Origin of the sequence: Microbacterium sp. Root166, assembly GCF_001427145.1 — a bacterium.
Taxonomy (GTDB): domain Bacteria; phylum Actinomycetota; class Actinomycetes; order Actinomycetales; family Microbacteriaceae; genus Microbacterium.
The window spans coordinates 392,534-413,508 of record NZ_LMGL01000003.1; the positions used below are offsets into that span (position 1 = coordinate 392,534).

At 70.9% G+C, this 20,975-nt stretch carries 19 protein-coding genes and 1 tRNA gene; 15 read left to right on the forward strand and 5 right to left on the reverse strand.

Annotation, left to right across the window (positions count from 1 at the left end; all coding sequences use genetic code 11):
* Nucleotides 1–8: 8 nt before the first annotated feature.
* Nucleotides 9–1,628 (reverse strand): dolichyl-phosphate-mannose--protein mannosyltransferase, encoded by a 1,620-nt coding sequence (locus ASD56_RS13610; RefSeq protein ID WP_235565719.1) that lies wholly within the window; start codon nt 1,626–1,628, stop codon nt 9–11.
* Nucleotides 1,629–1,688: 60 nt separating this feature from the next.
* Between ASD56_RS13610 and ASD56_RS13615 the strand changes: the two genes are divergently transcribed.
* From ASD56_RS13615 to ASD56_RS13630, 4 genes are read left to right on the forward strand one after another with little or no spacing between them, the layout of a single operon-like run.
* Nucleotides 1,689–2,204, forward strand: coding sequence for a MarR family winged helix-turn-helix transcriptional regulator (locus ASD56_RS13615; RefSeq protein WP_235565720.1), 516 nt, complete (start codon nt 1,689–1,691; stop codon nt 2,202–2,204).
* Nucleotides 2,205–2,225: 21 nt separating this feature from the next.
* Nucleotides 2,226–3,044: a 16S rRNA (cytidine(1402)-2'-O)-methyltransferase gene (gene rsmI, locus ASD56_RS13620; protein WP_055966738.1), complete on the forward strand. Its 819-nt coding sequence runs from the start codon at nt 2,226–2,228 to the stop codon at nt 3,042–3,044.
* A gap of 50 nt (nt 3,045–3,094) precedes the next feature.
* Nucleotides 3,095–4,669 (forward strand): methionine--tRNA ligase, encoded by a 1,575-nt coding sequence (metG, locus tag ASD56_RS13625; protein WP_055966740.1) that lies wholly within the window; start codon nt 3,095–3,097, stop codon nt 4,667–4,669.
* A gap of 12 nt (nt 4,670–4,681) precedes the next feature.
* Nucleotides 4,682–5,566 (forward strand): TatD family hydrolase, encoded by an 885-nt coding sequence (locus ASD56_RS13630; protein ID WP_055966743.1) that lies wholly within the window; start codon nt 4,682–4,684, stop codon nt 5,564–5,566.
* A gap of 26 nt (nt 5,567–5,592) precedes the next feature.
* Here the strand turns inward: ASD56_RS13630 and ASD56_RS13635 are convergent, their stop codons facing one another.
* Nucleotides 5,593–5,766, reverse strand: a complete 174-nt coding sequence (locus ASD56_RS13635) for a hypothetical protein (RefSeq protein WP_157536097.1) — start codon at nt 5,764–5,766, stop codon at nt 5,593–5,595.
* A gap of 154 nt (nt 5,767–5,920) precedes the next feature.
* On the opposite strand from ASD56_RS13635, the gene ASD56_RS13640 reads away from it, so the two are divergent.
* Entirely contained in the window at nt 5,921–7,240 is a 1,320-nt protein-coding gene (locus ASD56_RS13640) for an RNA polymerase sigma factor (RefSeq protein WP_055966750.1), read from the forward strand.
* A complete protein-coding gene (locus ASD56_RS13645; RefSeq protein ID WP_055966753.1) occupies nt 7,237–7,599 on the forward strand; it encodes a YciI family protein in 363 nt (120 codons plus the stop codon). Before ASD56_RS13640 ends, ASD56_RS13645 begins: the two co-directional genes overlap by 4 nt.
* 9 nt (nt 7,600–7,608) lie before the next feature.
* On the opposite strand, the gene ASD56_RS13650 is transcribed toward ASD56_RS13645, so the two are convergent.
* A complete protein-coding gene (locus ASD56_RS13650; protein WP_055966756.1) occupies nt 7,609–8,913 on the reverse strand; it encodes an MFS transporter in 1,305 nt (434 codons plus the stop codon).
* A gap of 53 nt (nt 8,914–8,966) precedes the next feature.
* Between ASD56_RS13650 and rsmA the strand changes: the two genes are divergently transcribed.
* Together rsmA and ASD56_RS13660 are read left to right on the forward strand one after the other, a co-directional pair.
* A complete protein-coding gene (rsmA, locus tag ASD56_RS13655) occupies nt 8,967–9,809 on the forward strand; it encodes a 16S rRNA (adenine(1518)-N(6)/adenine(1519)-N(6))-dimethyltransferase RsmA (RefSeq protein WP_055966758.1) in 843 nt (280 codons plus the stop codon).
* A gap of 153 nt (nt 9,810–9,962) precedes the next feature.
* Nucleotides 9,963–10,880 (forward strand): phosphodiesterase, encoded by a 918-nt coding sequence (locus ASD56_RS13660; RefSeq protein WP_055966761.1) that lies wholly within the window; start codon nt 9,963–9,965, stop codon nt 10,878–10,880.
* On the opposite strand, the gene ASD56_RS13665 is transcribed toward ASD56_RS13660, so the two are convergent.
* Nucleotides 10,828–12,414, reverse strand: coding sequence for a stealth conserved region 3 domain-containing protein (locus ASD56_RS13665; RefSeq protein ID WP_055966764.1), 1,587 nt, complete (start codon nt 12,412–12,414; stop codon nt 10,828–10,830). The two genes, ASD56_RS13660 and ASD56_RS13665, sit on opposite strands and share 53 nt — an antisense overlap.
* A 179-nt stretch (nt 12,415–12,593) precedes the next feature.
* On the opposite strand from ASD56_RS13665, the gene ASD56_RS13670 reads away from it, so the two are divergent.
* From ASD56_RS13670 to ASD56_RS13685, 4 genes are read left to right on the forward strand one after another with little or no spacing between them, the layout of a single operon-like run.
* The gene (locus ASD56_RS13670; protein ID WP_055966766.1) at nt 12,594–13,661 is read left to right on the forward strand and encodes an aldo/keto reductase; all 1,068 of its coding nucleotides are present in this window, start codon (nt 12,594–12,596) and stop codon (nt 13,659–13,661) included.
* Nucleotides 13,658–14,584 (forward strand): 4-(cytidine 5'-diphospho)-2-C-methyl-D-erythritol kinase, encoded by a 927-nt coding sequence (locus tag ASD56_RS13675; protein ID WP_055966769.1) that lies wholly within the window; start codon nt 13,658–13,660, stop codon nt 14,582–14,584. The genes ASD56_RS13670 and ASD56_RS13675 overlap by 4 nt, the downstream gene beginning before the upstream one ends.
* Before the next feature lie 50 nt (nt 14,585–14,634).
* Nucleotides 14,635–15,972 (forward strand): GNAT family N-acetyltransferase, encoded by a 1,338-nt coding sequence (locus ASD56_RS13680; RefSeq protein WP_055966772.1) that lies wholly within the window; start codon nt 14,635–14,637, stop codon nt 15,970–15,972.
* Nucleotides 15,973–16,005: 33 nt separating this feature from the next.
* Complete coding sequence (locus ASD56_RS13685) at nt 16,006–17,820, forward strand: ABC-F family ATP-binding cassette domain-containing protein (RefSeq protein ID WP_055966775.1); 1,815 nt, start codon at nt 16,006–16,008, stop codon at nt 17,818–17,820.
* 10 nt (nt 17,821–17,830) lie between these two features.
* Here ASD56_RS13685 and ASD56_RS13690 read toward each other — a convergent pair whose 3' ends face one another.
* Nucleotides 17,831–18,328 carry a MarR family winged helix-turn-helix transcriptional regulator gene (locus ASD56_RS13690; protein WP_055966779.1) on the reverse strand — a complete coding sequence of 166 codons (498 nt, stop codon included), beginning with the start codon at nt 18,326–18,328 and terminating at the stop codon, nt 17,831–17,833.
* Between the two features lie 92 nt (nt 18,329–18,420).
* Here ASD56_RS13690 and ASD56_RS13695 point away from each other — a divergent pair.
* The 3 genes from ASD56_RS13695 to ASD56_RS13705 all read left to right on the forward strand — a co-directional run bounded on the left by ASD56_RS13695 (nt 18,421) and on the right by ASD56_RS13705 (nt 20,975).
* Nucleotides 18,421–18,492 (forward strand) — tRNA-Gln (locus ASD56_RS13695).
* Between the two features lies 1 nt (nt 18,493).
* Nucleotides 18,494–19,966: a bifunctional UDP-N-acetylglucosamine diphosphorylase/glucosamine-1-phosphate N-acetyltransferase GlmU gene (glmU, locus tag ASD56_RS13700; protein WP_055967239.1), complete on the forward strand. Its 1,473-nt coding sequence runs from the start codon at nt 18,494–18,496 to the stop codon at nt 19,964–19,966.
* Nucleotides 19,941–20,975 (forward strand): ribose-phosphate diphosphokinase, encoded by a 1,035-nt coding sequence (locus ASD56_RS13705; protein WP_055966783.1) that lies wholly within the window; start codon nt 19,941–19,943, stop codon nt 20,973–20,975. The genes glmU and ASD56_RS13705 overlap by 26 nt, the downstream gene beginning before the upstream one ends.

Below are 20,975 nucleotides of genomic sequence, written 5' to 3' on the forward strand. Positions count from 1 at the left end.
CGGAGGCGCTAGACCCAGGTCGGCAGCCAGTTGTGCAGCCGCCAGAAGTCGTACGGCACGTTCATGGCCGAGATCACCGGGTACCAGAACGCCGCCAGTGCCAGCGCCACCACGAGGAACACGATCACCAGGCGCTGACCGGTGTGCCGGCGATAGGCATCCGCGTGCCGCGGCCCGGCGATGTCGCGCAGCGCGAACGTCAGCGCGAGCAGCATGAACGGCAGCACGAGCACCGTGTAGAACTGGAAGATCGTCCGCTCCGGGAAGAACAGCCACGGCACGTAGGTGACCGCGATCCCGGTGAGCACGAACGCGTAGCGCCAGTCGCGCTCGACGATGAAGCGGTACGCGAGGTAGAGCACGGCGGCGACGCCGGCGTACCAGACGAGCGGGTTGGGGATGCTCGAGACCACCTGCGAGCAGCCGTTCACCGCCGCGCACCCGTCCACCCCGAGCGCGTCGTGCTGGTAGTACATGTTGGTCGGCCGCAGCAGCAGCGGCCACTGCCACGCGGGACTCGAATAGGCGTGCGGCGAGCTGATCTGGGACGCCGCGTTGAGCATCGTGGTGTGGTCGATCCACAGGCTCTGCAGCGACAGCGGCACCCATGACCAGAACCCGGTCGCCGGCTCGGCGTCGGCGGCGTGCCGGTCGTAGCCGCCGTCGGTCACGAGCCAGCCGGTCCACGACGCCAGGTACACCACGAGGGCGACGGGCACGAGGAGCACGAACGTCACTGCGCCCTGGCGCACGGCATCCGTCGGCCACAACTGCACGCCGGCACGGCGCCGAGCGAGCGCATCGGTCACGACGAGGTAGATGCCGAGCCCCGCGAGGACCCAGGCTCCCGACCACTTGACGGCGCAGGCGGCGCCCAGGGCCGCGCCCGCGGCGAGGATCCACGGCCGGTTCCACAGCAGGGGTCCCCAGGTCGGCGGCTCGCCGTCCTCGAAGCGCGCGGCGACGGTCTCGGCGATCCGGGTCATCGTGCGGTCCCGGTCGAGCAGCACGAACAGGAAGCCCATCAGGACGAAGAACGTGAGCGGAGTGTCGAGCAGGGCCACACGGCTCATCGAGATCGCGAGCCCGTCGACGGCCATGAGCAGTCCGGCGACCGTCGCGAACGTCGTCGATCCGGTGAGTCGCTTCGCGATCAGCATCAGCAGCAGCACCGCGGCGGTGCCGAGGAGCGCGGTCGTGAGGCGCCAGCCCCAGCCGTTCTCGGGACCGAGGACCATCATGCCCAGTGCGATGATCCACTTTCCGAGCGGAGGGTGGATCACGAACGCCGGTTCGGTCGTGAAGATCCCGGTCTCACCCGACAGGAAGCGGTCGTTCGCGTCGCGCGGCCAGGCCGCCTCGTAGCCGAGCTGCGACAGGGTCCAGGCGTCCTTGACGTAGTACGTCTCGTCGAACTGGTTCATCAGGTCGTGCGCCGCGCCGAGGTTCCACAGCCGCAGCGCCGCCGCGAGCAGCACGACGAGCGTCGGAGCCAGCCAGCGGTAGAGGCGCAGTGCGCGCTCGTCCTGCTCGAGCCGCAGCGTGAACCGGTCGTACAGGCTCGGACGCGCCCGGGGGAGCAGTGGCGCGGGGGGAGGGTCGGCGTCCAGCCCCGCGGCGTGCGTCACCCGGCAAGTCTAGGACGGGCGTTCCTGGAGCTTCGCCGGGGGATCCGTATGATTCGTCTCGTGGCAGACAGCGACAGCGGGTACTGGTACGGCACGGATGCCGACGCCCGGCGCCGCCGCGCGGTCGAGCTGCTGCAGGCGTTCCGGCTCTACCGCGCGTCCGAGGTGGCGATGCGCCGCCGCACCCGCGACTCCATGGCCATGGGCGAGAACGACCTGCTCACGCTGCGCTACCTGCTCAAGGCCGAGCGGGAGAGCCGGCTGGTCTCGCCCGCGGAGCTCTCCCGGTACCTCGGGGTCTCTACGGCCTCGACGACCGCCATCATCGACCGGCTGCAGAAGTCGAACCACGTGGAGCGGCGCCCGCACCCCACCGATCGCCGCAGCATCGTGGTCGTGCCCACCGTCGAGACCGACGACGAGGTCCGGCGCACGCTCGGCGCGATGCACAAGCGCCTGCTCGACGCCGTGATCGACATGACGCCGGATGAGACGCGCATCGTCATCGACTGCCTGGAACGCATGCAGCACGCCGTCGATGAGGTCGAGCCGTCGCATGCCGAGGCGCAGGGCTGACCGCGCGCCTAGGCTGAGTGCGTGATCATCCTCGCGGCGACTCCGATCGGCAATCTCGGAGACGCCTCGCGGCGACTGGTCGAAGCGCTCCAGACCGCCACGGTCGTCGCCGCCGAGGACACCCGCACGACGCAGCGGCTTCTCGCGGCCCTCGGCATCGAGAACCGGCCGCGGCTGATCGCGCTACACGACCACAACGAGAAGGACCGCGCGCCCGAACTGGTCGAGCTCGCCCGCACCGCCGACGTCCTGGTGCTGAGCGACGCGGGCATGCCGACGGTGAGCGACCCCGGTTACGGGCTCGTCGCCGCCGCGGCGGCCGCCGGTGTCACCGTGACGGTGATCCCGGGACCCAGCGCGGTCCTGACCGCGCTCGCCGTGTCGGGGCTGCCGACGGACCGCTTCACGTTCGAGGGCTTCCTGCCGCGCAAGCCGGGGGAGCGCGCCGGCGCCCTGCGCGCCCTCGCGAACGAGCCCCGCACCATGGTCTTCTTCGACGCCCCGACGCGCGTGAGCGCGACCCTCGCCGATATGGCAGCCGCCTTCGGCGCCGACCGCCAGGCCGCCGTGTGCCGCGAGCTCACCAAGCTGTACGAGGAGGTCGCGCGCGGCACGCTCGCCGAGCTGATCGACTGGGCCGCCGACGGCGTGCGCGGCGAGCTCGTCATCGTGGTGGCCGGTGCCGCCCCGCGCGAGGTCGCCTTCCCCGATGCGGTGACGCAGGTGGCCGAGCTCGTGCGGGCGGGCACACGACTGAAGGATGCCGCGGGCGAGGTGGCCGCGCACACCGGGCACTCCTCGCGCGAGCTCTACCAGGCTGCGCTCGCCGCTCGCGCCTGACCCGCGGTCATACGGTCGGGCGCGGCATCCTGCCCGACTAGAATCCTCGGGTGACTTCCGGCCGATCCTTCTACATCACGACGCCGATCTACTACCCGAGCGACGTGCCCCACATCGGCCACGGCTACACGACCGTGGCGGTCGACACTCTCGCGCGCTGGCACCGCCAGGCGGGCGACGACACGTGGATGCTCACGGGCACCGACGAGCACGGCCAGAAGATGATGCGCGCGGCCGCGGCCAACGGCGCGACGCCCCAGGAATGGGTCGATCGCCTCGTCGGCGACTCGTGGTTCCCGATGCTCGAGACGCTCGACATCGCGAACGACGACTTCATCCGCACCACGCAGCCCCGCCATGAGGAGCGCGTCAAGGCGTTCGTGCAGGCGATCTACGACCGCGGCTACATCTACGCAGGCGAGTTCGAGGCGCTGTACTGCGTGGGCTGCGAGGAGTTCAAGACCGAGTCCGAGATCGTCGACGGCACCGGTCCGTTCGAGGCTCTCAAGGTCTGCGCGATCCACTCCAAGCCGCTGGAGCTGCTCCAGGAGAAGAACTACTTCTTCAAGCTCAGCGAGTTCCAGGACAAGCTCCTCGAGCTGTATTCGAACGGGGACTTCATCCGTCCCGAGTCGGCCCGCAACGAGGTCGTCTCGTTCGTGAAGAACGGACTCAAGGACCTCTCGATCTCGCGGTCGACGTTCGACTGGGGCATCAAGGTGCCGTGGGACGACTCGCACGTCATCTACGTGTGGGTCGACGCGCTGCTGAACTACGCCACGGCGGTCGGCTACGGCTCGGACCCCGAGGAGTTCGCGCGCCGGTGGCCCGCGTACCACGTCGTGGGCAAGGACATCCTGCGCTTCCACGCCGTCATCTGGCCGGCGATGCTGATGGCCGCCGGGGTCGACGTCCCGCAGGGGGTGTTCGCGCACGGCTGGCTGCTCGTCGGCGGCGAGAAGATGTCGAAGTCGAAGCTCACCGGCATCGCGCCGACCGAGATCACCGACGTCTTCGGCTCGGACGCCTACCGGTTCTACTTCCTGTCTGCGATCGCGTTCGGCCAGGACGGCTCGTTCTCGTGGGAGGACCTCTCGGCCCGCTACCAGGCGGAGCTCGCCAACGGGTTCGGCAACCTCGCCTCGCGCACGATCGCGATGATCGAGCGCTACTTCGACGGCGTGGTTCCGTCGGCGGCGGGGTACACCGACGCCGATCTGCACATCCAGAAGACCGTGGCGGATGCCGCGACCGCCGCCGACGCGGCGATCGAGCGCTTCCGCATCGACGAGGCGATCTCGTCGATCTGGACCATCGTCGACGCCCTCAACCTCTACATCACCGAGAACGAGCCCTGGGCGCTCGCCAAGGACGAGGCGCAGCGCGAGCGACTGGGCACCGTGCTCTACACGGCGGCCGAGGGCCTGCGCGCGCTGGCCGTGCTGCTGTCGCCGGTCACGCCGGTCGCGACCGAGAAGCTCTGGGTCGCACTCGGCGCGACCGAGTCGCTCGGGCGTCTCGTCGACCAGCCGATCCGCGAGGCGGGGGCGTGGGGCGTGCTGAAGCCGGGCACGTCGGTGGCAGCCCTGTCGCCGCTGTTCCCGCGCGTCGAGCAGACCGTCTAAGCCCCGATCCCCATGACGGACCCGAGCGGCTACGTGCGCGAGCGGCACAACGACGGCAAGCGCGACGTGCGCTGGCCCGAGGCTCCTGCGCCCCTTCCGGTGCCGGTGTACGACAACCACGCCCACCTCGAGATCGCCGACGGCGACGAGCCGCTCTCGCTCGAGGCGCAGCTGCAGCGCGCCGACGAGGTCGGGGTCATCGGCGTCGTGCAGGCCGGCGGCGACATCGACTCGAGCCGCTGGTCGGCGTGGGCCGCGGCATCCCACCCCCGGGTTCTGGCCGCGGTCGCCATCCACCCCAACGAGGCGCCGGCGTACGAGCAGGCCGGGCGCCTCGACGAGGCGATCGCCGTGATCGACGAGCTGGCCGCGCAGCCGCGGGTGCGCGCGATCGGCGAGACCGGGCTGGATTTCTTCCGGACCGAGCCCGACGGCTTCGCAGCCCAGGCGCGGTCGTTCGAGGCGCACATCGAGCTGGCCAAGAAGCACGACGTCGCGATGCAGATCCACGACCGCGACGCGCACGACGCGGTGCTCGAGACCCTCGAGCGCGTCGGGGCGCCCGAGCGCACCGTCTTCCACTGCTTCTCGGGCGACGCGGCGATGGTCGAGATCGCCGCGGAGCGCGGCTACTACCTGTCGTTCGCGGGCAACGTGACCTTCAAGAACGCGCAGAACCTGCGGGATGCCCTGAAGGTCACGCCGCGCGAGCGGATCCTGGTCGAGACGGATGCCCCGTTCCTCACCCCCATCCCGCATCGCGGTCGCCCGAACGCGCCATACCTGGTGCCGGTGACGGTGCGGTTCATGGCCGTGGAGCTCGAAGTCGAGCTCGACGAGCTGTGCGCACAGCTCGCCGCGAACACGCTCGAGGTCTACGGGGCCTTCGGGGACTGAGGTGCTCGACGGGCGGTCCTCGCCCGTCAGCCGCCGAGGCGGATCCCGATCCCTGCCGGGATCGACAGGAGGAACGCGCTCACCCCGTTCCAGAAGGCGTGGCGCCGCGCCCGACGCTCCCGGCGGTGCTGCTCCCGCGCCTCCACGATCCGATCGGCGTACTCGCCCACGTCGTCGGCGTTCATGCGGCTGTACATCATGTCCCTCACCTCTCCTCGCTGGCCGATCCGGTGACCCGCCCTCCCCAATGCCACGAATGACGGCGCGGGATTTCGACAGCGGTGGTGGGCACGGGGCACTTGAATCTTTCGTCCGTCCCGGTGTCGAATCGGACGAGTCCCGTTCGTTGATCTGATGAGGGTCGTCGCCAGGCGACCACGAGGAGGCCGAGCCGTGCGCACAGACGTCGCCGCAACGGTCGCGCGCACCCACCGAGAGGAGTGGGCCCGCGTCGTCGCCGGGCTCACCCGGCGCTTCGCCGACCTCGACATCGCCGAGGAGGCCGCGGCCGAGGCTTTCGCCGTGGCGATCGAGCGGTGGCCGGACGACGGCATCCCGCCCAACCCCGGAGGCTGGATCACGATGACCGCCCACCGCAAGGCGATCGACCGGCTCCGGCGCGAAGCGCGCCGTGACGGGCTGTACCGGGAGGCGCTCATGCTCGCAGAGGATGCACCCGTCGCCGACGAGGTGGGCGCTGTCGGCGACGACCGGCTCCGCCTGATGTTCGTGTGCTGTCACCCGGTGCTGTCGATGGAGGCGCGGGTCGCGCTCACGCTGCGGATCGTCGGCGGACTGACCGTCACCGAGATCGCGCACGCGTTCCTCGTGCAGGAGACGACCATGGGCGCGCGCCTGACGCGTGCCAAGGCGAAGATCAAGGCCGCAGGGCTTGGCTTTCGCGTGCCCGAGCAGGGCGACCTGCCCGGCCGCACCGACGGAGTGCTCGCCGTGCTGTATCTGATCTTCAACGAGGGATACCTCGCCTCCGGCCAGGACTCGGATCCCCTCCGCCCCGACCTCACCGGGGAGGCGATACGGCTGACGCGACTCGTTCGCGACCTGCTCCCGGCGGGGTCCGGGGAGCGTGCCGAGGCCACGGGTCTACTGGCGCTCATGCTCCTGACGGAGGCGCGTGCGGGAGCGCGCGTCTCGGTCGACGGCGAGCTCGTGCGCCTCGACGAGCAGGACCGCGGAGCATGGGATCGCACGCTCATCGATGAGGGCCTCGCCCTGGTGCGCGAACGGATCGACGCGGTCGCGCGCGGCGACGGGGAGATGGACAGGTATCAGCTGCTTTCGGCGATCAACGCGGTGCACGCATCGGCAGCGCACGCGAGCGACACCGACTGGTCGCGGATCGTGTCGCTCTACGGTGAGCTCGAGCGGGTGGACCCGAACCCCATCGTCACGCTCAACAGGGCGATCGCCGTCTCGGAGTTCGATTCGCCCGAGGTCGGCCTGGCCATGGTCGATCGACTCGCCCAACCGCTCGGGAGCCATCACGCATTCCACACCACTCGGGCCGAACTGCTCCGACGCGTCGGCCGCCCCGAGGATGCGCGCACCGCGTACGACCGGGCGATCGACTTGGCGGGCAACTCCGCCGAAGTCGCCCACCTCATCCGCCGCCGCGACGAGCTCGCGGCATCCACCAAGGGAGAATCCGAATGACCACTCAGCAGTACCTCGTGCTCCACCTGACCGACTCGACCGGCTCGAAGCTCGCACCGGGGGAGGACCGACGGATGCTCGAGACATGGGCCGAGGAGGGGATCGAGGCCGGCACGGTCGGCCTCGGCTCGGTCGTCGCAGGCCGAGACCGGGCCAAGTCAGTGATCGTCCGCGACGGCCGGACGATCGTCACCGACGGTCCATTCCCCGAATTCAAGGAGTGGTTCGCCGGCTACGACGTGCTCGAGGCCGAGTCGATCGAGGAGGCAGCGGCCTACATGGCGAAGCATCCGACGGCGACGGCCGGGCGCGTGCTCATCCTGCCCACCGTCGAGCTCTCGTGGGAGGGCGAGGACTGACCCCGCCGGTCAGTCGGGCAGGGGCATCCCGCCGGCACCAGGCTCTTCGTCGGCGGCGACGTCCTTCGCCTCCTCCTCGCCGAGCACGGGCTTGGCGGCGGCGATATGCGAGATCGGACGCCACACCAGCGCGAGGGTGATCGCCGACCCGGCGAAGGCGAACCACCACGGGGCGGTGGGACCCCAGGCCTCGGCGAGGAGACCACCGATGAGCTGGCCGATCACCAGACCGCCGAAGACGCCGACCATGTTCACGGAGGCGATGCGCCCCTGCAGCTCCATCGGCACGAGTCGCTGGCGCACCGTGGTCGAGATCGTGCCCCATACGAACGCATAGAGGCCGAACCCGAACATGATGATGAGGGCGACGATGCCCGACGTCGTCAGTGCGAACGCGAGGTGCATGAGCACTTCGAGGGCGAGGCAGACGCGCATGAGGGTGGAGAACGAGATGTGCTTCTCGAGCCAGCCGAAGCATCCGACGGCGACGAGACCGCCCAGAGCCGACGCCGTGGTGAGCGCGCCGTAGCCGACCGCGCCCATCCCGAGGTACTCGGTGGCGTAGAGGACGAGCACGCCCCAGGGCGCCGCCCACGTGATGTTGAACACCAGGATGATCAGCACGAGGGTGCGCACCGGCGCGTTGCCGCGCAGCCAGCGCAGTCCCTCGCGGATCGGATGCGGCTTGACGCCCGGGTCGCGTGCCTCCTGCGGCGGGACGGGCGTGCGCGCGATCCGCGAGATCAGGATCACGGCCAGCGAGACGCACAGGATCTGCACGAGGAACGGCCAGAACGAGCCGACGGCGAAGAGGAAGGCGCCCAGCGGCGGCCCGGCCAGTTGATTGGCGACGAGGTACCCGGCCTGCATGCGCGCGTTGCCGATGCCCAGATCGGCGGGCTTCACGAGCATGGGCAGCAGCGTGCTCCCGGCGGAGTCGGCGAAGACCTCCGCGGTGCCGTAGAGGAACGCGGTCGCCAGGACGATCCACACGGTCGCCTGCCCGGTGACGAGGAACACCACGAGCACCCCGACGATCACCGCGCGGGACCCGTTCGCCACCATCACCAGGCGCCGGCGGTCGTGGTGGTCGGCGAAGGAACCGGCGAGCAGCCCGAACAGCAGCCAGGGCAGGAACTGCATCATCGCGCCCGCGGCCACCAGCAGCGGGGACGACGTCAAGGACGCGACGAGCAGCGGCGCCGCGGACAGGGCGATGCCGTCGCCGATGTTGCTCGTCCACGACGAGGCGAGCAGCCAGCGGAAGTCGGTGCCCAGGCGGCGGGGTGCGATGAGATCGCCGAGGGAGGGCATCGGACGATCCTATGTCGGACAGCGGCGCGGCGCCCACTGGGTAGGGTGAACGCATGCCCGTGACCCTGCTCGGCGCCTCGGAGATCCGGGCGCTCGCCGCCGCTCTCGACGTCACGCCCACCAAGAAGCTCGGCCAGAACTTCGTCGTCGACGCCAACACCGTCCGCAAGATCGTGCACGTGGCGGGTGTCGCCGCGGGCGAGAGCGTCGTCGAGGTGGGCCCCGGCCTCGGGTCGCTGACGCTCGCGATCCTCGAGACCGGCGCATCGGTGACAGCGGTCGAGATCGACCACCGGCTCGCCGAGCGGCTGCCGGCCACCGCGGCCGCCCACGGCGTCGCAGACGGGGCGCTGCGCGTCGTCGACGCCGATGCGCTGCGCATCGAGGAGCTGCCGGGCGAGCCCACCGTGCTGGTCGCGAACCTGCCGTACAACGTCAGCGTGCCGGTCATCCTGCACTTCCTCGAGCACTTCCCGCTGATCGAGCGCGGGGTCGTCATGGTCCAGGCGGAGGTGGGCGAGCGACTCGCCGCGCCCCCCGGCTCGAAGGTCTACGGCGCGCCGAGCGTGAAGGCGGCCTGGTATGGGCCGTGGCGCCTGGCGGGCACGGTCTCGCGCCAGGTGTTCTGGCCCGTTCCGAACGTCGACAGCGTGCTCGTGGCCTTCCGGCGCGACCCCGAGCCCCGCGGCACCGAGGAGGAGCGCCTGCGCACCTTCCGGATCGTCGACGCGGCGTTCCAGCAGCGCCGCAAGATGCTGCGGCAGGCGCTGGCGGCCGTCCTCGGCGGCACGGCGGCCGAGGCATCCGCTGTCCTGGAACGCGCCGAAGTCGCGCCCACGGCCCGCGGCGAGGAGCTCTCGATCGACGACTTCGTGCGGATCGCCCGCGCCCTCTGACCGTCGCCCGGCGACGCGCCCGGTGGGCGCCGCAGACGCAATGTGCGCCGAGTGTTCCCTCAGGGTTCACCGAGCCTCCCCGGATGCGCCGAAACATGCCGGTAACATTTCGGCAAGTCCTGAGCGACCGCCCGGGGCGGGGGAGACGAGCCCATGCGCACCGCCGAGTACCCGAAACCCGAGCGGACCCTGCTGCACCTCAGCGACACCCACCTGCGCGCAGGCGGATCGCGACTGTTCGACCTGGTCGACGCGGCCTCGCACCTCGAGCGGGCGCTCGGCGTGATCGAGGCCAGCGGCATCCGGCCCGACGCCGTCGTGTTCACCGGCGACCTGGCCGATCTCGGCGAGCGCGATGCCTACGCCCGGCTGCGGGCGCTCGTCGACCCGTTCGCGGCGCGACTCGGAGCGCGGGTCGTGTGGGTGATGGGCAACCACGACGACCGGGCGGCGTTCCGCGAGACGCTGCTGGGGGAACTCGGTCACACCGCGCCGGTCGACTCCGTCTTCGAGCTCGACGGCCTGCGGCTGATCACGCTGGATTCGACCGTGCCCGGCCTGCACCACGGCGAGCTCGCCGACGAGCAGCTCGCCTGGCTGGCCGGCGTGCTGGCGACGCCGGCACCGCTGGGCACGATCCTCGCGATGCACCACCCGCCCGTGCCGAGCGTGCTGCCGCTGGCCTCGAGCGTCGAGCTGCGCGACCAGTCGCGCTTGGCTTCGGTGCTGCGCGGCAGCGACGTGCGCGCGATCATTGCGGGTCACCTGCACTACTCGACGTTCGCGACGTTCGCGGGCATCCCCGTCTCAGTAGCGTCCTCGACCTGCTACGCCCAGGACCTCACCGTGCCCACCGGCGGCACCCGCCCGCAGGACGGCGCCCAGGCGTTCAACCTGATCCACCTCTTCGACGACACCGTCGTGCACTCGGTCGTTCCCATCGATGCCCCGAACGTGCTCGAGCACATCGATGCCGACGAGACTCAGCGGCGGCTGCTTCTCGCCGGGATCGGCGACTTCAGCTCCGCGCCGAAGGGTGCGCCGACCGAGCCGATCTCTCTGCCGCGCTGAGCTCGGCGCGCTCCCACGGAGCCTGCACCGGGAACATACGCTCGAGCGACTCGCGCACGACGCGCATGCGCAGCTGCTCGGGGACCTCGGTCTCGCCGCCGTCGTTGAGGCAGAACATGTCGATGTCGGTGCGCTCGGCCAGCCGCTCCATCCGGCGCAGCGAGGCCGCCAGCGTCGTCTGCACGTACCGCACACGCGGCTGCTTCGTGGCGACGGCACGGCCGGTCATGAGCGCGTAGTAGTGGTAGAGGCTGTTCGTCACCGAGATGTCGGTGGCAGAGCGGAATCGGGATGCCGCGGTCCGCGCGAAGTCGTCGGGGAAGGCCAGCTCGAGCTCGGCCATGACGCTCCGTCGCAGCGGCGTCGCGCAGTGCTCGAGGTCGCGCACGATCGTCCGGCCGAAGCGCTCCTTGAGGAGTCCGCGGTTCACCCGCAGGCCGTTGTCGTGGCCGCTGCGGTGCGGCGCAGGATCGCCGGAGCCGATCCGCACCTCGCACTCGACGAACTTCGACACCCCGGCCGGGGTGAAGAACAGCTCGGGCTCGGTCAGACGGCCGAAGAACATGTCGTCGTTCGAGTAGAGGAAGTGCTCTGCAAGCCCGGGGATCCGGTGCAGCTGCGCCTCGACGGCATGCGAGTTGTGGGTCGGGAGCACCGAGGGGTCCGCGAAGAACTCCTCGCTGCGCACGATCGTCACCTTCGGGTGGTCCTCGAGCCAGGCCGGCGCGGGGGAGTCGGTCGCGATGAAGATGCGCCGCACCCACGGGGCGTACATGTGCACGCTGCGCAGCGCGTAGCGCAGCTCGTCGAGCTGGCGGTAGCGCGCCGGCCCGTCATCGCCTTCGCCGACCACGTACTCCGCCATGCGGGCGGCGCGCTGCCGCTGAAAGTCGCTCGCCGAGCCGTCCACCCACGAGAACACGAGGTCGACGTCCTCGGTGAACTCGTGCGGCTGCGGGTCGAACATGCCGTCGATGGTGCGCCAGCGCCGGCCCAGCCGCTCGATCGTCGTGAACGCGAGGTCGGCTGCGGGGGTGAGGCGCCGGGTCAGCGCGTTGTCGCGGGGCGCCTCGATCAGTTCCTCGCCGAAGCGCCAGAACTCCAGGCGCGCGCCGAGCGAGGCTCCGTAGCGCAGCCCGCCCGACCGCGCGATGCGCGGACGGAAGATCCGCAGGGTCGCCGGACCCTCGCCGCGCAGACGGGCATCGACGGACCGCTCCGGCGCCCGCCGCTTCTGCGTGACGTAGACCGGCTCGCGCTCGCCGAGTTCGGCGAGTGCCGCCATCACGGCGTCCCGGTGCTCCAGATCCACGACCAGCGCGGGCGTGGAGCGGTCGTGACGGATGAGCGTGACTTCGATGCCCGCCCTCTCGAGGGCGTCGGCGACCAGGATGATGTCGGCGCGTCGCGCCTCTTCCGGAGTCACCGTGTCGTGCACGATATGCAGGAGGCCGCCCTCGACGGCGATGTCGGCGCGAGCGAGCAGCGCCGACCACGTGTCCTGCGGAGCGGGTACGACAGAGAGTGCGGTCAAAAGGGGTTCCTCCTAGCGAGTGGACACGGCCGATGCCGCATCCCTCCGGGCTCACTCTAAGCACCTTCCGTTACATCGACGTTTCCGCGCACGTCCCTTGACACGCGAGGAGAGTGTGTGCCTGGACGGATTCGGCACGCTCCTGCGCGTGCACCCACCGGCGCCGATAGCCTGAACACGTGACCGATGAGCAGCGCTACCGATCCAGGGGTGGAGATCTCCACCGTCCGTACACCGCAGCAGATGACCGCTACGACATCTCGGAGTACCGCCGCGTCGGCACCTCCGGGCTGACGCTGCCGCCGATCTCGCTCGGGCTGTGGTGGAACTTCGGCGACAACATCCCGTTCGACAACCAGCGGTCGCTGCTGCGTCACGCCTTCGACAAGGGCATCACGCACTTCGACCTCGCCAACAACTACGGCCCGCCCTACGGCTCGGCCGAGACGAACTTCGGGCGCATGATGCGCGAGGACTTCGCGCCGTACCGCGACGAGCTCATCATCTCGTCCAAGGCCGGCTACGACATGTGGCACGGCCCCCACGGCGACGGCGGGTCCCGCAAGTACATCCTCGCGAGCGCCGAGCAGTCGCTGAAGCGGATGAGCCTGGACTACGTCGACATCTTCTACTCGCACCGCGTCGACCCCGATGTGCCGATCGAGGAGACCGTCGGCGCCCTCGACACCCTGGTCCGCCAGGGCAAGGCGCTGTACGTGGGCATCTCGTCGTACAGTGCCGAGCGCACCGCGGTCGCGGCATCCGTCGCCCGCTCGCTGGGCACGCCGCTGGTGATCCACCAGCCCGCCTACTCGATCCTCAACCGCTGGGTCGAGGACGGCCTGACCGGAGTGCTCAAGGGCGAGGGGATGGGTGCGATCGCCTTCACGCCCCTCGCGCAGGGCCTGCTGACCGACAAGTACCTCGGCGGCGGCCCCGCCGTCCGCGCCCAGCAGCGCTCGTCGGTGCCGGACCGGTCGCTGTCCGAGAAGGGACTCTCGCGCCTGCGCGGACTGAACGTGATCGCCCAGGAGCGCGGGCAGAGCCTCGCCCAGCTCGCCCTGCAGTGGGTGCTGCGCGATCGGGTGGTCGCGTCGGCCCTGATCGGGGCATCCCGCCCGGCGCAGATCGACGAGAACCTCGCCGCGCTCGAGGGGCCCGGCTTCACGACGGAGGAGCTCGAGCAGATCGATGCCCTGTCGGACGGCATCGACGTGGACCTCTGGGCGGAGTCGGCCCAGAGGTGAGCGAGGCCTACGCGAGCGAACGCGTCCACGTGCGCGCCCCGGGGAAGCTGAATCTCTTCTTCGAGGTCGGCGGCGTGCAGGAGGACGGCTACCACGACGTCGCGTCGGCCTATCAGGCCGTCTCGCTCTACGAGAACGTGTGGGCGAGCCACTCGGACGATTTCACCGTGACGGTCTCGGGAGCGGTCGACATCGACGGCGTCCCCGCGGACGACCGCAACCTCGCCGTGCGGGCGGCGCGGCTGCTCGCGCAGCGCATCGGCTACCGCGGCGGCGTGCACCTCGACATCGTCAAGAGCGTGCCGGTCGCCGGAGGCATGGGCGGAGGATCAGCGGATGCCGCGGCCGCCCTCGTCGCGTGCGACGCGCTGTGGCGTGCCGACCTCGGCACCGCCGAGCTGCACAAGCTCGCCGCACGCCTCGGCGCGGACGTCCCCTTCGCCCTGATGGGCGGCACCGCCGTGGGCACCGGCCGGGGCGACCAGCTCAGCCCCGCGCTCGCGAAGGGCCGCTTCGACTGGGTGGTCGTGCCGTCCGAGGAGGGGCTGTCCACCCCCGAGGTGTACGCGCACCTCGACACGCTCCGCGCGCAGCATGACAACGGGGTGGACGCGCGCGTGCCCGAGGTCGATCCCGCGGTGCTGCAGGCCCTGCGCGCGGGAGACCCCGTGGCGCTCGCCGAGCACACCCGCAACGACCTCCAGACCGCGGCGCTCTCGCTGCGGCCGGGTCTGCGGGACGTGCTCGAGATCGGCGAGCGGGCCGGTGCGCTGGCGGGCATGGTGTCGGGGTCCGGGCCTACGCTGGCCTTCCTGGCGGGCGACCCGGAGTCAGCTCTCGAACTGCAGGTGATGCTCTCGGCCGCCGGGCTGAAGGCGCTTCACGTCCACGGGCCGGTCGCCGGCGCCCGTGTCGTGGCCTGAACCCCTGAATCTCGAATCCCGGCTGAATCACGAACCCGGAAGGAGTCGACATGACCTCTCGAACCGAAGACCGGACCGACCCGGAGGCGTTTCTCGTCGCGCCGGTCGATCCCGTGTCGCGCGATCGCCTCGCGGGCACCGGCCTGGAGTACCGCCTCGTTCCCGTCGACGGCGACGCCTTCCCGGCCTGGCTCCAGATCGTCGCTCGGGGCTTCCAGGACGGCGAGCGCAGTGACGAGCAGGTCGCTGCCAACCGCGAGCGCAGCGGCTACCGGCGGCTCACCGGCGTCTACGACCCGTCTGCGCCGATGGCCGATCACCCGGTCGCCTCGATCGCCTCGTGGATCGGCCGGCTCACCGTGCCCGGCGGCGCCGACATCGCATCGTGCGCGATCTCGGCCGTGACCGTGGCCCCGACCCATCGCCGGCGCGGCATCGCGCGGGCCATGCTCGAGGGCGAGCTGCGTGCGGCCGTCGCCGCGCACGCGCCGATGGCCATGCTCACCGTCAGCGAGTCGACCCTGTACGGCCGCTACGGGTTCGCCCCGGCGGCGGCGAGCGCGTCGTGGAAGATCGAGACCCGGCGGGCGACGTGGATCGGCCCGCGCCCGGCCGGCCGCGTCGACTTCATCCCGCGCGAGCGGCTGCGCGAGCTGATCCCGGCGCTGCACGAGCGGGTGCGGCTGGATGCCGCCGGCGAGATCGACGTGCCCGGCGGACACTGGGACAACTTCGCCGGCACCCGGCCCGACGCCGAGAAGGCAGGCGAGAAGCGGGCCGTGCAGTTCACGGACGAGTCGGGCGAGGTGCGCGGCCTCGCGCTGTACTCGGTCAAGGAGAACCACGACGACTTCACCAAGGCGACGGTGCGGGTGTCGTACCTGCTCGCCGAGAACTCCGACGCCTATGCGGCGCTGTGGCGCTTCCTCCTCGAGCTCGATCTCGTGTCCGAGGTCCACGCGGACGAACTCTCGGTCGACGAGCCGCTGCGGTGGATGATCGCCGACCAGCGCGCCGCGACCGTGACGCTGCGCGACCACCAGTACGTGCGCATCCTCGACGTGCCGGCGACTCTCGAGGCGCGCGCCTTCGGAGCGGCGGGCCGGGTCGCGCTGGACGTGACGGACCCGCTGGGACTCGCGGGCGGCCGATTCCTGCTCGAGGTCGGCGAGGATGGCCGCGGACGGGTCTCGCCGTGGACGGGCGATGACGCACCGGAAGGTGCCGTCGCGGTCGCACTCGGCATCGAGGAGCTGTCGGCCGTGTATCTGGGCGGCGTCTCGCTCGCCACTCTCGCCGCCGCGGGGCGGGTGCAGTCCTCGCATGCCGCGGCCGCCGCGCGCGTGTTCGCCTGGCACACCGCGCCGAAGCTGAGCATCTGGTACTGACGGGTCGGGCCGGCCGCCTAGCCTTGAGGGAACATGGCACATCTTCTGGGGGCCGAGGCCCTGCACCTGGAGTTCCCGACGAAGGTCGTCTTCGACGGCATCTCGCTCGGCGTCGACGAGGGCGACCGCATCGGCATCGTCGGCCGCAACGGCGACGGCAAGTCGAGCCTGATGGCGATGCTCGCCGGTCGCCTCGAGCCGGACTCCGGACGCGTGACCGTCCGCAGCGGCGTGACGGTCGGCGTGCTCGATCAGGCGGACACGCTCGATGACGCCCTGACCGTCGCGCAGTCCGTCGTGGGCGACCGCGCCGAGCACGACTGGGCGGGGGACTCCCGCACCCGCGACGTCATCGCGGGACTTCTCGGCGACATCCCGTGGGACGGCCCCGTCGCCGGTCTCTCCGGCGGCCAGCGCCGCCGTGTGGCACTGGCGGCGCTGCTCACCGGCGACCACGACGTGATCTTCCTCGACGAGCCCACCAACCACCTGGACGTCGAGGCGATCGCGTGGCTCGCCGAGCACCTCAAGCGCCGGTGGCCGGCGAGCCAGGGCGGAATGCTGGTCGTGACGCACGACCGCTGGTTCCTCGACGAGGTCTGCACCCGCACGTGGGAGGTGCACGACCGCATCGTCGACCCGTTCGAGGGCGGGTACGCGGCGTACATCCTGCAGCGCGTCGAGCGCGACCGCCAGGCCGCCTCCATCGAGCAGCGCCGTCAGAACCTCGCCCGCAAAGAGCTGGCGTGGCTCCGCCGCGGAGCACCCGCGCGCACCGCCAAGCCCAAGTTCCGCATCGACGCGGCAAACGCCCTCATCGCCGACGTCCCCGAGATCCGCGACAAGACCGAGCTGCAGTCGCTCGCCGTCTCGCGCCTCGGCAAGGACGTGGTCGATCTGCTCGACGCCTCGGTGGCGTATCCGTCACCCGACGGGGGCCCTGCGCGCGAGGTGCTGCACCCCGTCGAATGGCGCATCGCGCCCGGCGAGCGCACCGGCATCCTCGGCGTCAACGGCGCCGGCAAGTCGACGCTCCTGGGACTCGTCTCGGGGGACGTGCTGCCCACCGGCGGCACGGTCAAGCGCGGCAAGACCGTGAAGGTGGCGACCCTCACGCAGCGGCTCGACGAGCTGGAGCAGCACCTCGCCGACCCGGTGCGCGTCGTGATCGCGGGACTGCGCACCACCTACAGCTTCGGCAGCGGCTCCAAGTCGCAGGACCTCACTCCCGGCCAGCTGCTCGAGCGCATGGGCTTCTCGAGCGCGCAGCTGTCGACGCCGGTGAAGGATCTCTCGGGCGGTCAGAAGCGCCGCCTGCAGCTGCTCCTGATCCTCCTCGAGCAGCCGAACGTGCTGATCCTCGACGAGCCGACCAACGACCTCGACACCGACATGCTCGCCGCGATGGAGGACCTCCTCGACTCGTGGCCGGGCACCCTCCTCGTGGTGTCGCACGACCGGTACTTCCTCGAGCGCGTCACCGACCAGCAGTACGCCATCCTCGGCGGGCACCTGCGCCACCTTCCGGGCGGCGTCGACGAATACCTGCGCCTGCGCACGCGCGAGCGCGAGGCGCCCGTGGCGGGCTCGGCATCCGGCTCGGGCGCGGCCGCGGCGCCCGGGCTCGGCGGTGCCGAGCTGCGGGCGGCGCAGAAGGAGGTCTCGGCGCTCGAGCGGCGCCTCCAGAAGCTCGAGTTCCAGATCGCCAAGGCCCGCACCGCGCTCGCCGAGCACGATCAGTCCGACTACGCCGGCATCGGCGCCGAGATGACCCGCATCGGAGAGCTCGAGAAGGAGCGCGACGGCGTCGAGGAGCGCTGGTTCGAGCTCACCGAGCAGCTGGGCTGACGTCCCCGCTTCAGGCGTCGAAGCCCAGGCTGAGCTTGCGCAGCAGTCCCGCCAGCCGCTCGCGGTCACCGCGCGAGAGGGTGGCCAGCAGCACGGCCTCGGCGTCGACGAGGCGCGTGATCGCGGCATCCACCCGGGTTCTTCCCTCATCGGTGAGGACGACCAGGATGCTGCGCCCGTCGTCCGGGTCCGCTTCGCGTCGCACGAGCCGGCGCCCGACGAGCCGGTCGATCCGGTTGGTCATGGTGCCGCTGGAGACGAGCGTCTGCAGCAGCAGCTGCTTGGGGCTGAGCTGGAACGGCTCGCCGGCGCGGCGCAGCGCCGACAGGACGTCCCACTCCCACGGTTCGAGCTCGCTGCGCCGGAAGGCGTCCCGTCGCGCGCGGTCGAGATGGCGCGAGAGGCGATCGACCCTCGAGAGCACTCCGAGGGGTGAGAAGTCGAGATCGGGACGCTGTGCGATCCACGCCTCGACGATGCGATCGACCTCGTCGGTCTCCTTGGCCATGCTCCCCATTATCGACGGCGCGGATGCCGGGCACGGGCAGGCCTGCGGGGCGGGTCTGGCAGACTTGACGGCGGCCGTGCACGACACGGTGGTCCGCCGTGGTGTAACGGCAGCACGACAGCCTTTGGAGCTGTTAGGCCCAGGTTCGAATCCTGGCGGCGGAGCATGACCCACAACATCAACGACCGCGGTCTCGCCGTCATCGTGCTGGCCGCCGGCCAGGGCACGCGCATGAAGTCGTCCCTGCCGAAGGTGCTCCACCGCATCGGTGGGCGCCCGCTCGTGGGCCACGTCATCGACACCGCTCTCGCCCTCGCGCCCGAGCGCGTGGTCCTCGTCGTCCGGCACGAGCGCGACCTGGTCGCGGGCACCGTGATCGAGCAGACCCCGGGCGTCGTGATCGTGGATCAGGACGACGTCCCCGGCACCGGCCGCGCCGTCGAGCTGGCCCTCGACGCCCTCGACGACTTCACCGGCGACGTTCTGGTGCTCAGCGGCGATGTGCCGCTGCTGGACTCCGACACGCTCACCGGGCTCGTCGGCGCCCACCGCGACGGCTCGGCCGCCGCCACCGTGCTCAGCGCCGTGCTCGAGGACGCCACCGGCTACGGCCGCGTGATCCGCGACGCCGAGGGCGCCGTGACGCGCATCGTCGAGCAGAAGGACGCCACGCCCGACGAGGCGGCCGTCCACGAGATCAACGCGGGGGTCTACGTCTTCGAGGCGCAGGCGCTGCGCGCCCACCTGTCGCTCGTGGGCACGGCCAACGCGCAGGGTGAGAAGTACCTCACCGACGTCGTCGCGCTGCTGCGCGACTCGCGGCTGGTCGTCGCCGCCGCAAGCGCCCCGGATGCCGCCGCCGCGCTGGGCGTGAACGACCGGGTGCAGCTGGCCGAGGCGGCGCGGCTGCTCAACGCCCGCACCGTGCGTCGCTGGCAGCTCGAGGGCGCGACGATCCTCGACCCGGCGACGACGTGGATCGACGTGGACGCCAAGCTCGCCTCCGACGTCACGGTGCTGCCCAACACGCACATCCTCGGCGCGACGGTGGTCGATGCCGGCGCCACGATCGGCCCGGACACCAGCCTCGTCCACTGCGAGGTCGGCGAGAACGCGACCGTCACGCGCACCGACGCGACCCTGGCCGTGATCGGGGCCGGCGCCACCGTCGGCCCGTTCGCGTACCTCCGTCCGGGCACCCACCTCGGCGCCCGCGGCAAGATCGGCACGTTCGTCGAGACCAAGAATTCCACGATCGGCGAGCGCAGCAAGGTCCCGCACCTGTCGTACATCGGCGACACCACGATCGGCACCGGGGTGAACCTGGGCGCCGGCGCGATCACCGCGAACTACGACGACATCGCCAAGCACCGCACCGAGATCGGCGACGAGGTCCACACCGGCTCGCACAACGTCTTCGTCGCGCCCGTTAGGATCGGAGACGGCGCGAAGACAGGCGCCGGAGCGGTCGTCCGCAAGGATGTGCCCGCCGGCGCCCTGGCCCTCAGCATCGCCCCTCAGCGCAACATCGAGGGGTGGGTCGAGTCCAACAGACCGGGTACCGGCGCAGCGGATGTCGCTGCCAGGGCACGGTCGGCACAGAAGGCAGACGATGGGTCGCAAGAAGAAGACCGTTGAGCTCGACCGAGAGAACGACATCGCCCCAGGCCTGGTCGCCAAGACGAAGAAGCGTCTGGTCATCGCCCGGGGAAGCTCTCACCCCACCCTTGCGATCGACGTAGCCGGGCACCTCGGCACGGAGCTCGTCCCGACCGAGTACCGCACGTTCGCGTCGGGGGAGATCCTCACGCGCTTCGAGGTCTCGATCCGCGGCTGCGACTTCTTCCTCATCCAGAGCTTCGGCCCGCCGGTGAACGAGTGGCTCATGGAGACGCTCATCATGCTCGACGCCGCCAAGCGCGCGTCCGCCAAGCGCATCACCGTCGTCGCGCCGTACTACCCGTACTCCCGTCAGGACAAGAAGGGCCGCGGCCGCGAGCCCATCAGCGCCCGCCTGGTCGCCGACCTCATGAAGACCGCCGGCGCCGACCGCGTGATGAGCGTCGACCTGCACGCCGCTCAGATCCAGGGCTTCTTCGACGGCCCGGTCGACCACCTGTTCGCCAAGCCCGTGCTGCTGGAGTACTTCCAGAACACGCTGAGCGACGCCGACCGCGAGCTGCTGACCGTCGTTTCGCCGGACACCGGTCGCGTGCGCGTGGCCGACACCTGGTCCGACAGCCTGGGCGCCCCGCTGGCGATCATCCACAAGCGCCGCGACCCGAACGTCGCGAACCAGGTCACCGTCAACGAGATCGTCGGCGACGTGAGCGGGCGCGTATGCCTGCTGGTCGACGACATGATCGACACCGGCGGCACCATCGTGAAGGCCGCCGAGGCGCTCAAGGCGAACGGCGCCATCAAGGTCATCGTCGCCGCGACGCACCCGATCTTCAGCGACCCCGCGACCGAGCGCCTGCAGAGCACGGCGATCGACGAGGTCGTCGTCACCGACACCATCCCGATCCCCGACCACAAGCGCTTTCCGACGCTCACGGTGCTGCCGATCGCGCCGCTGCTGGCCCGCGCCATCCACGAGGTCTTCGAGGACGGCTCGGTCACCAGCATGTTCGACGGAGCCGCCTGA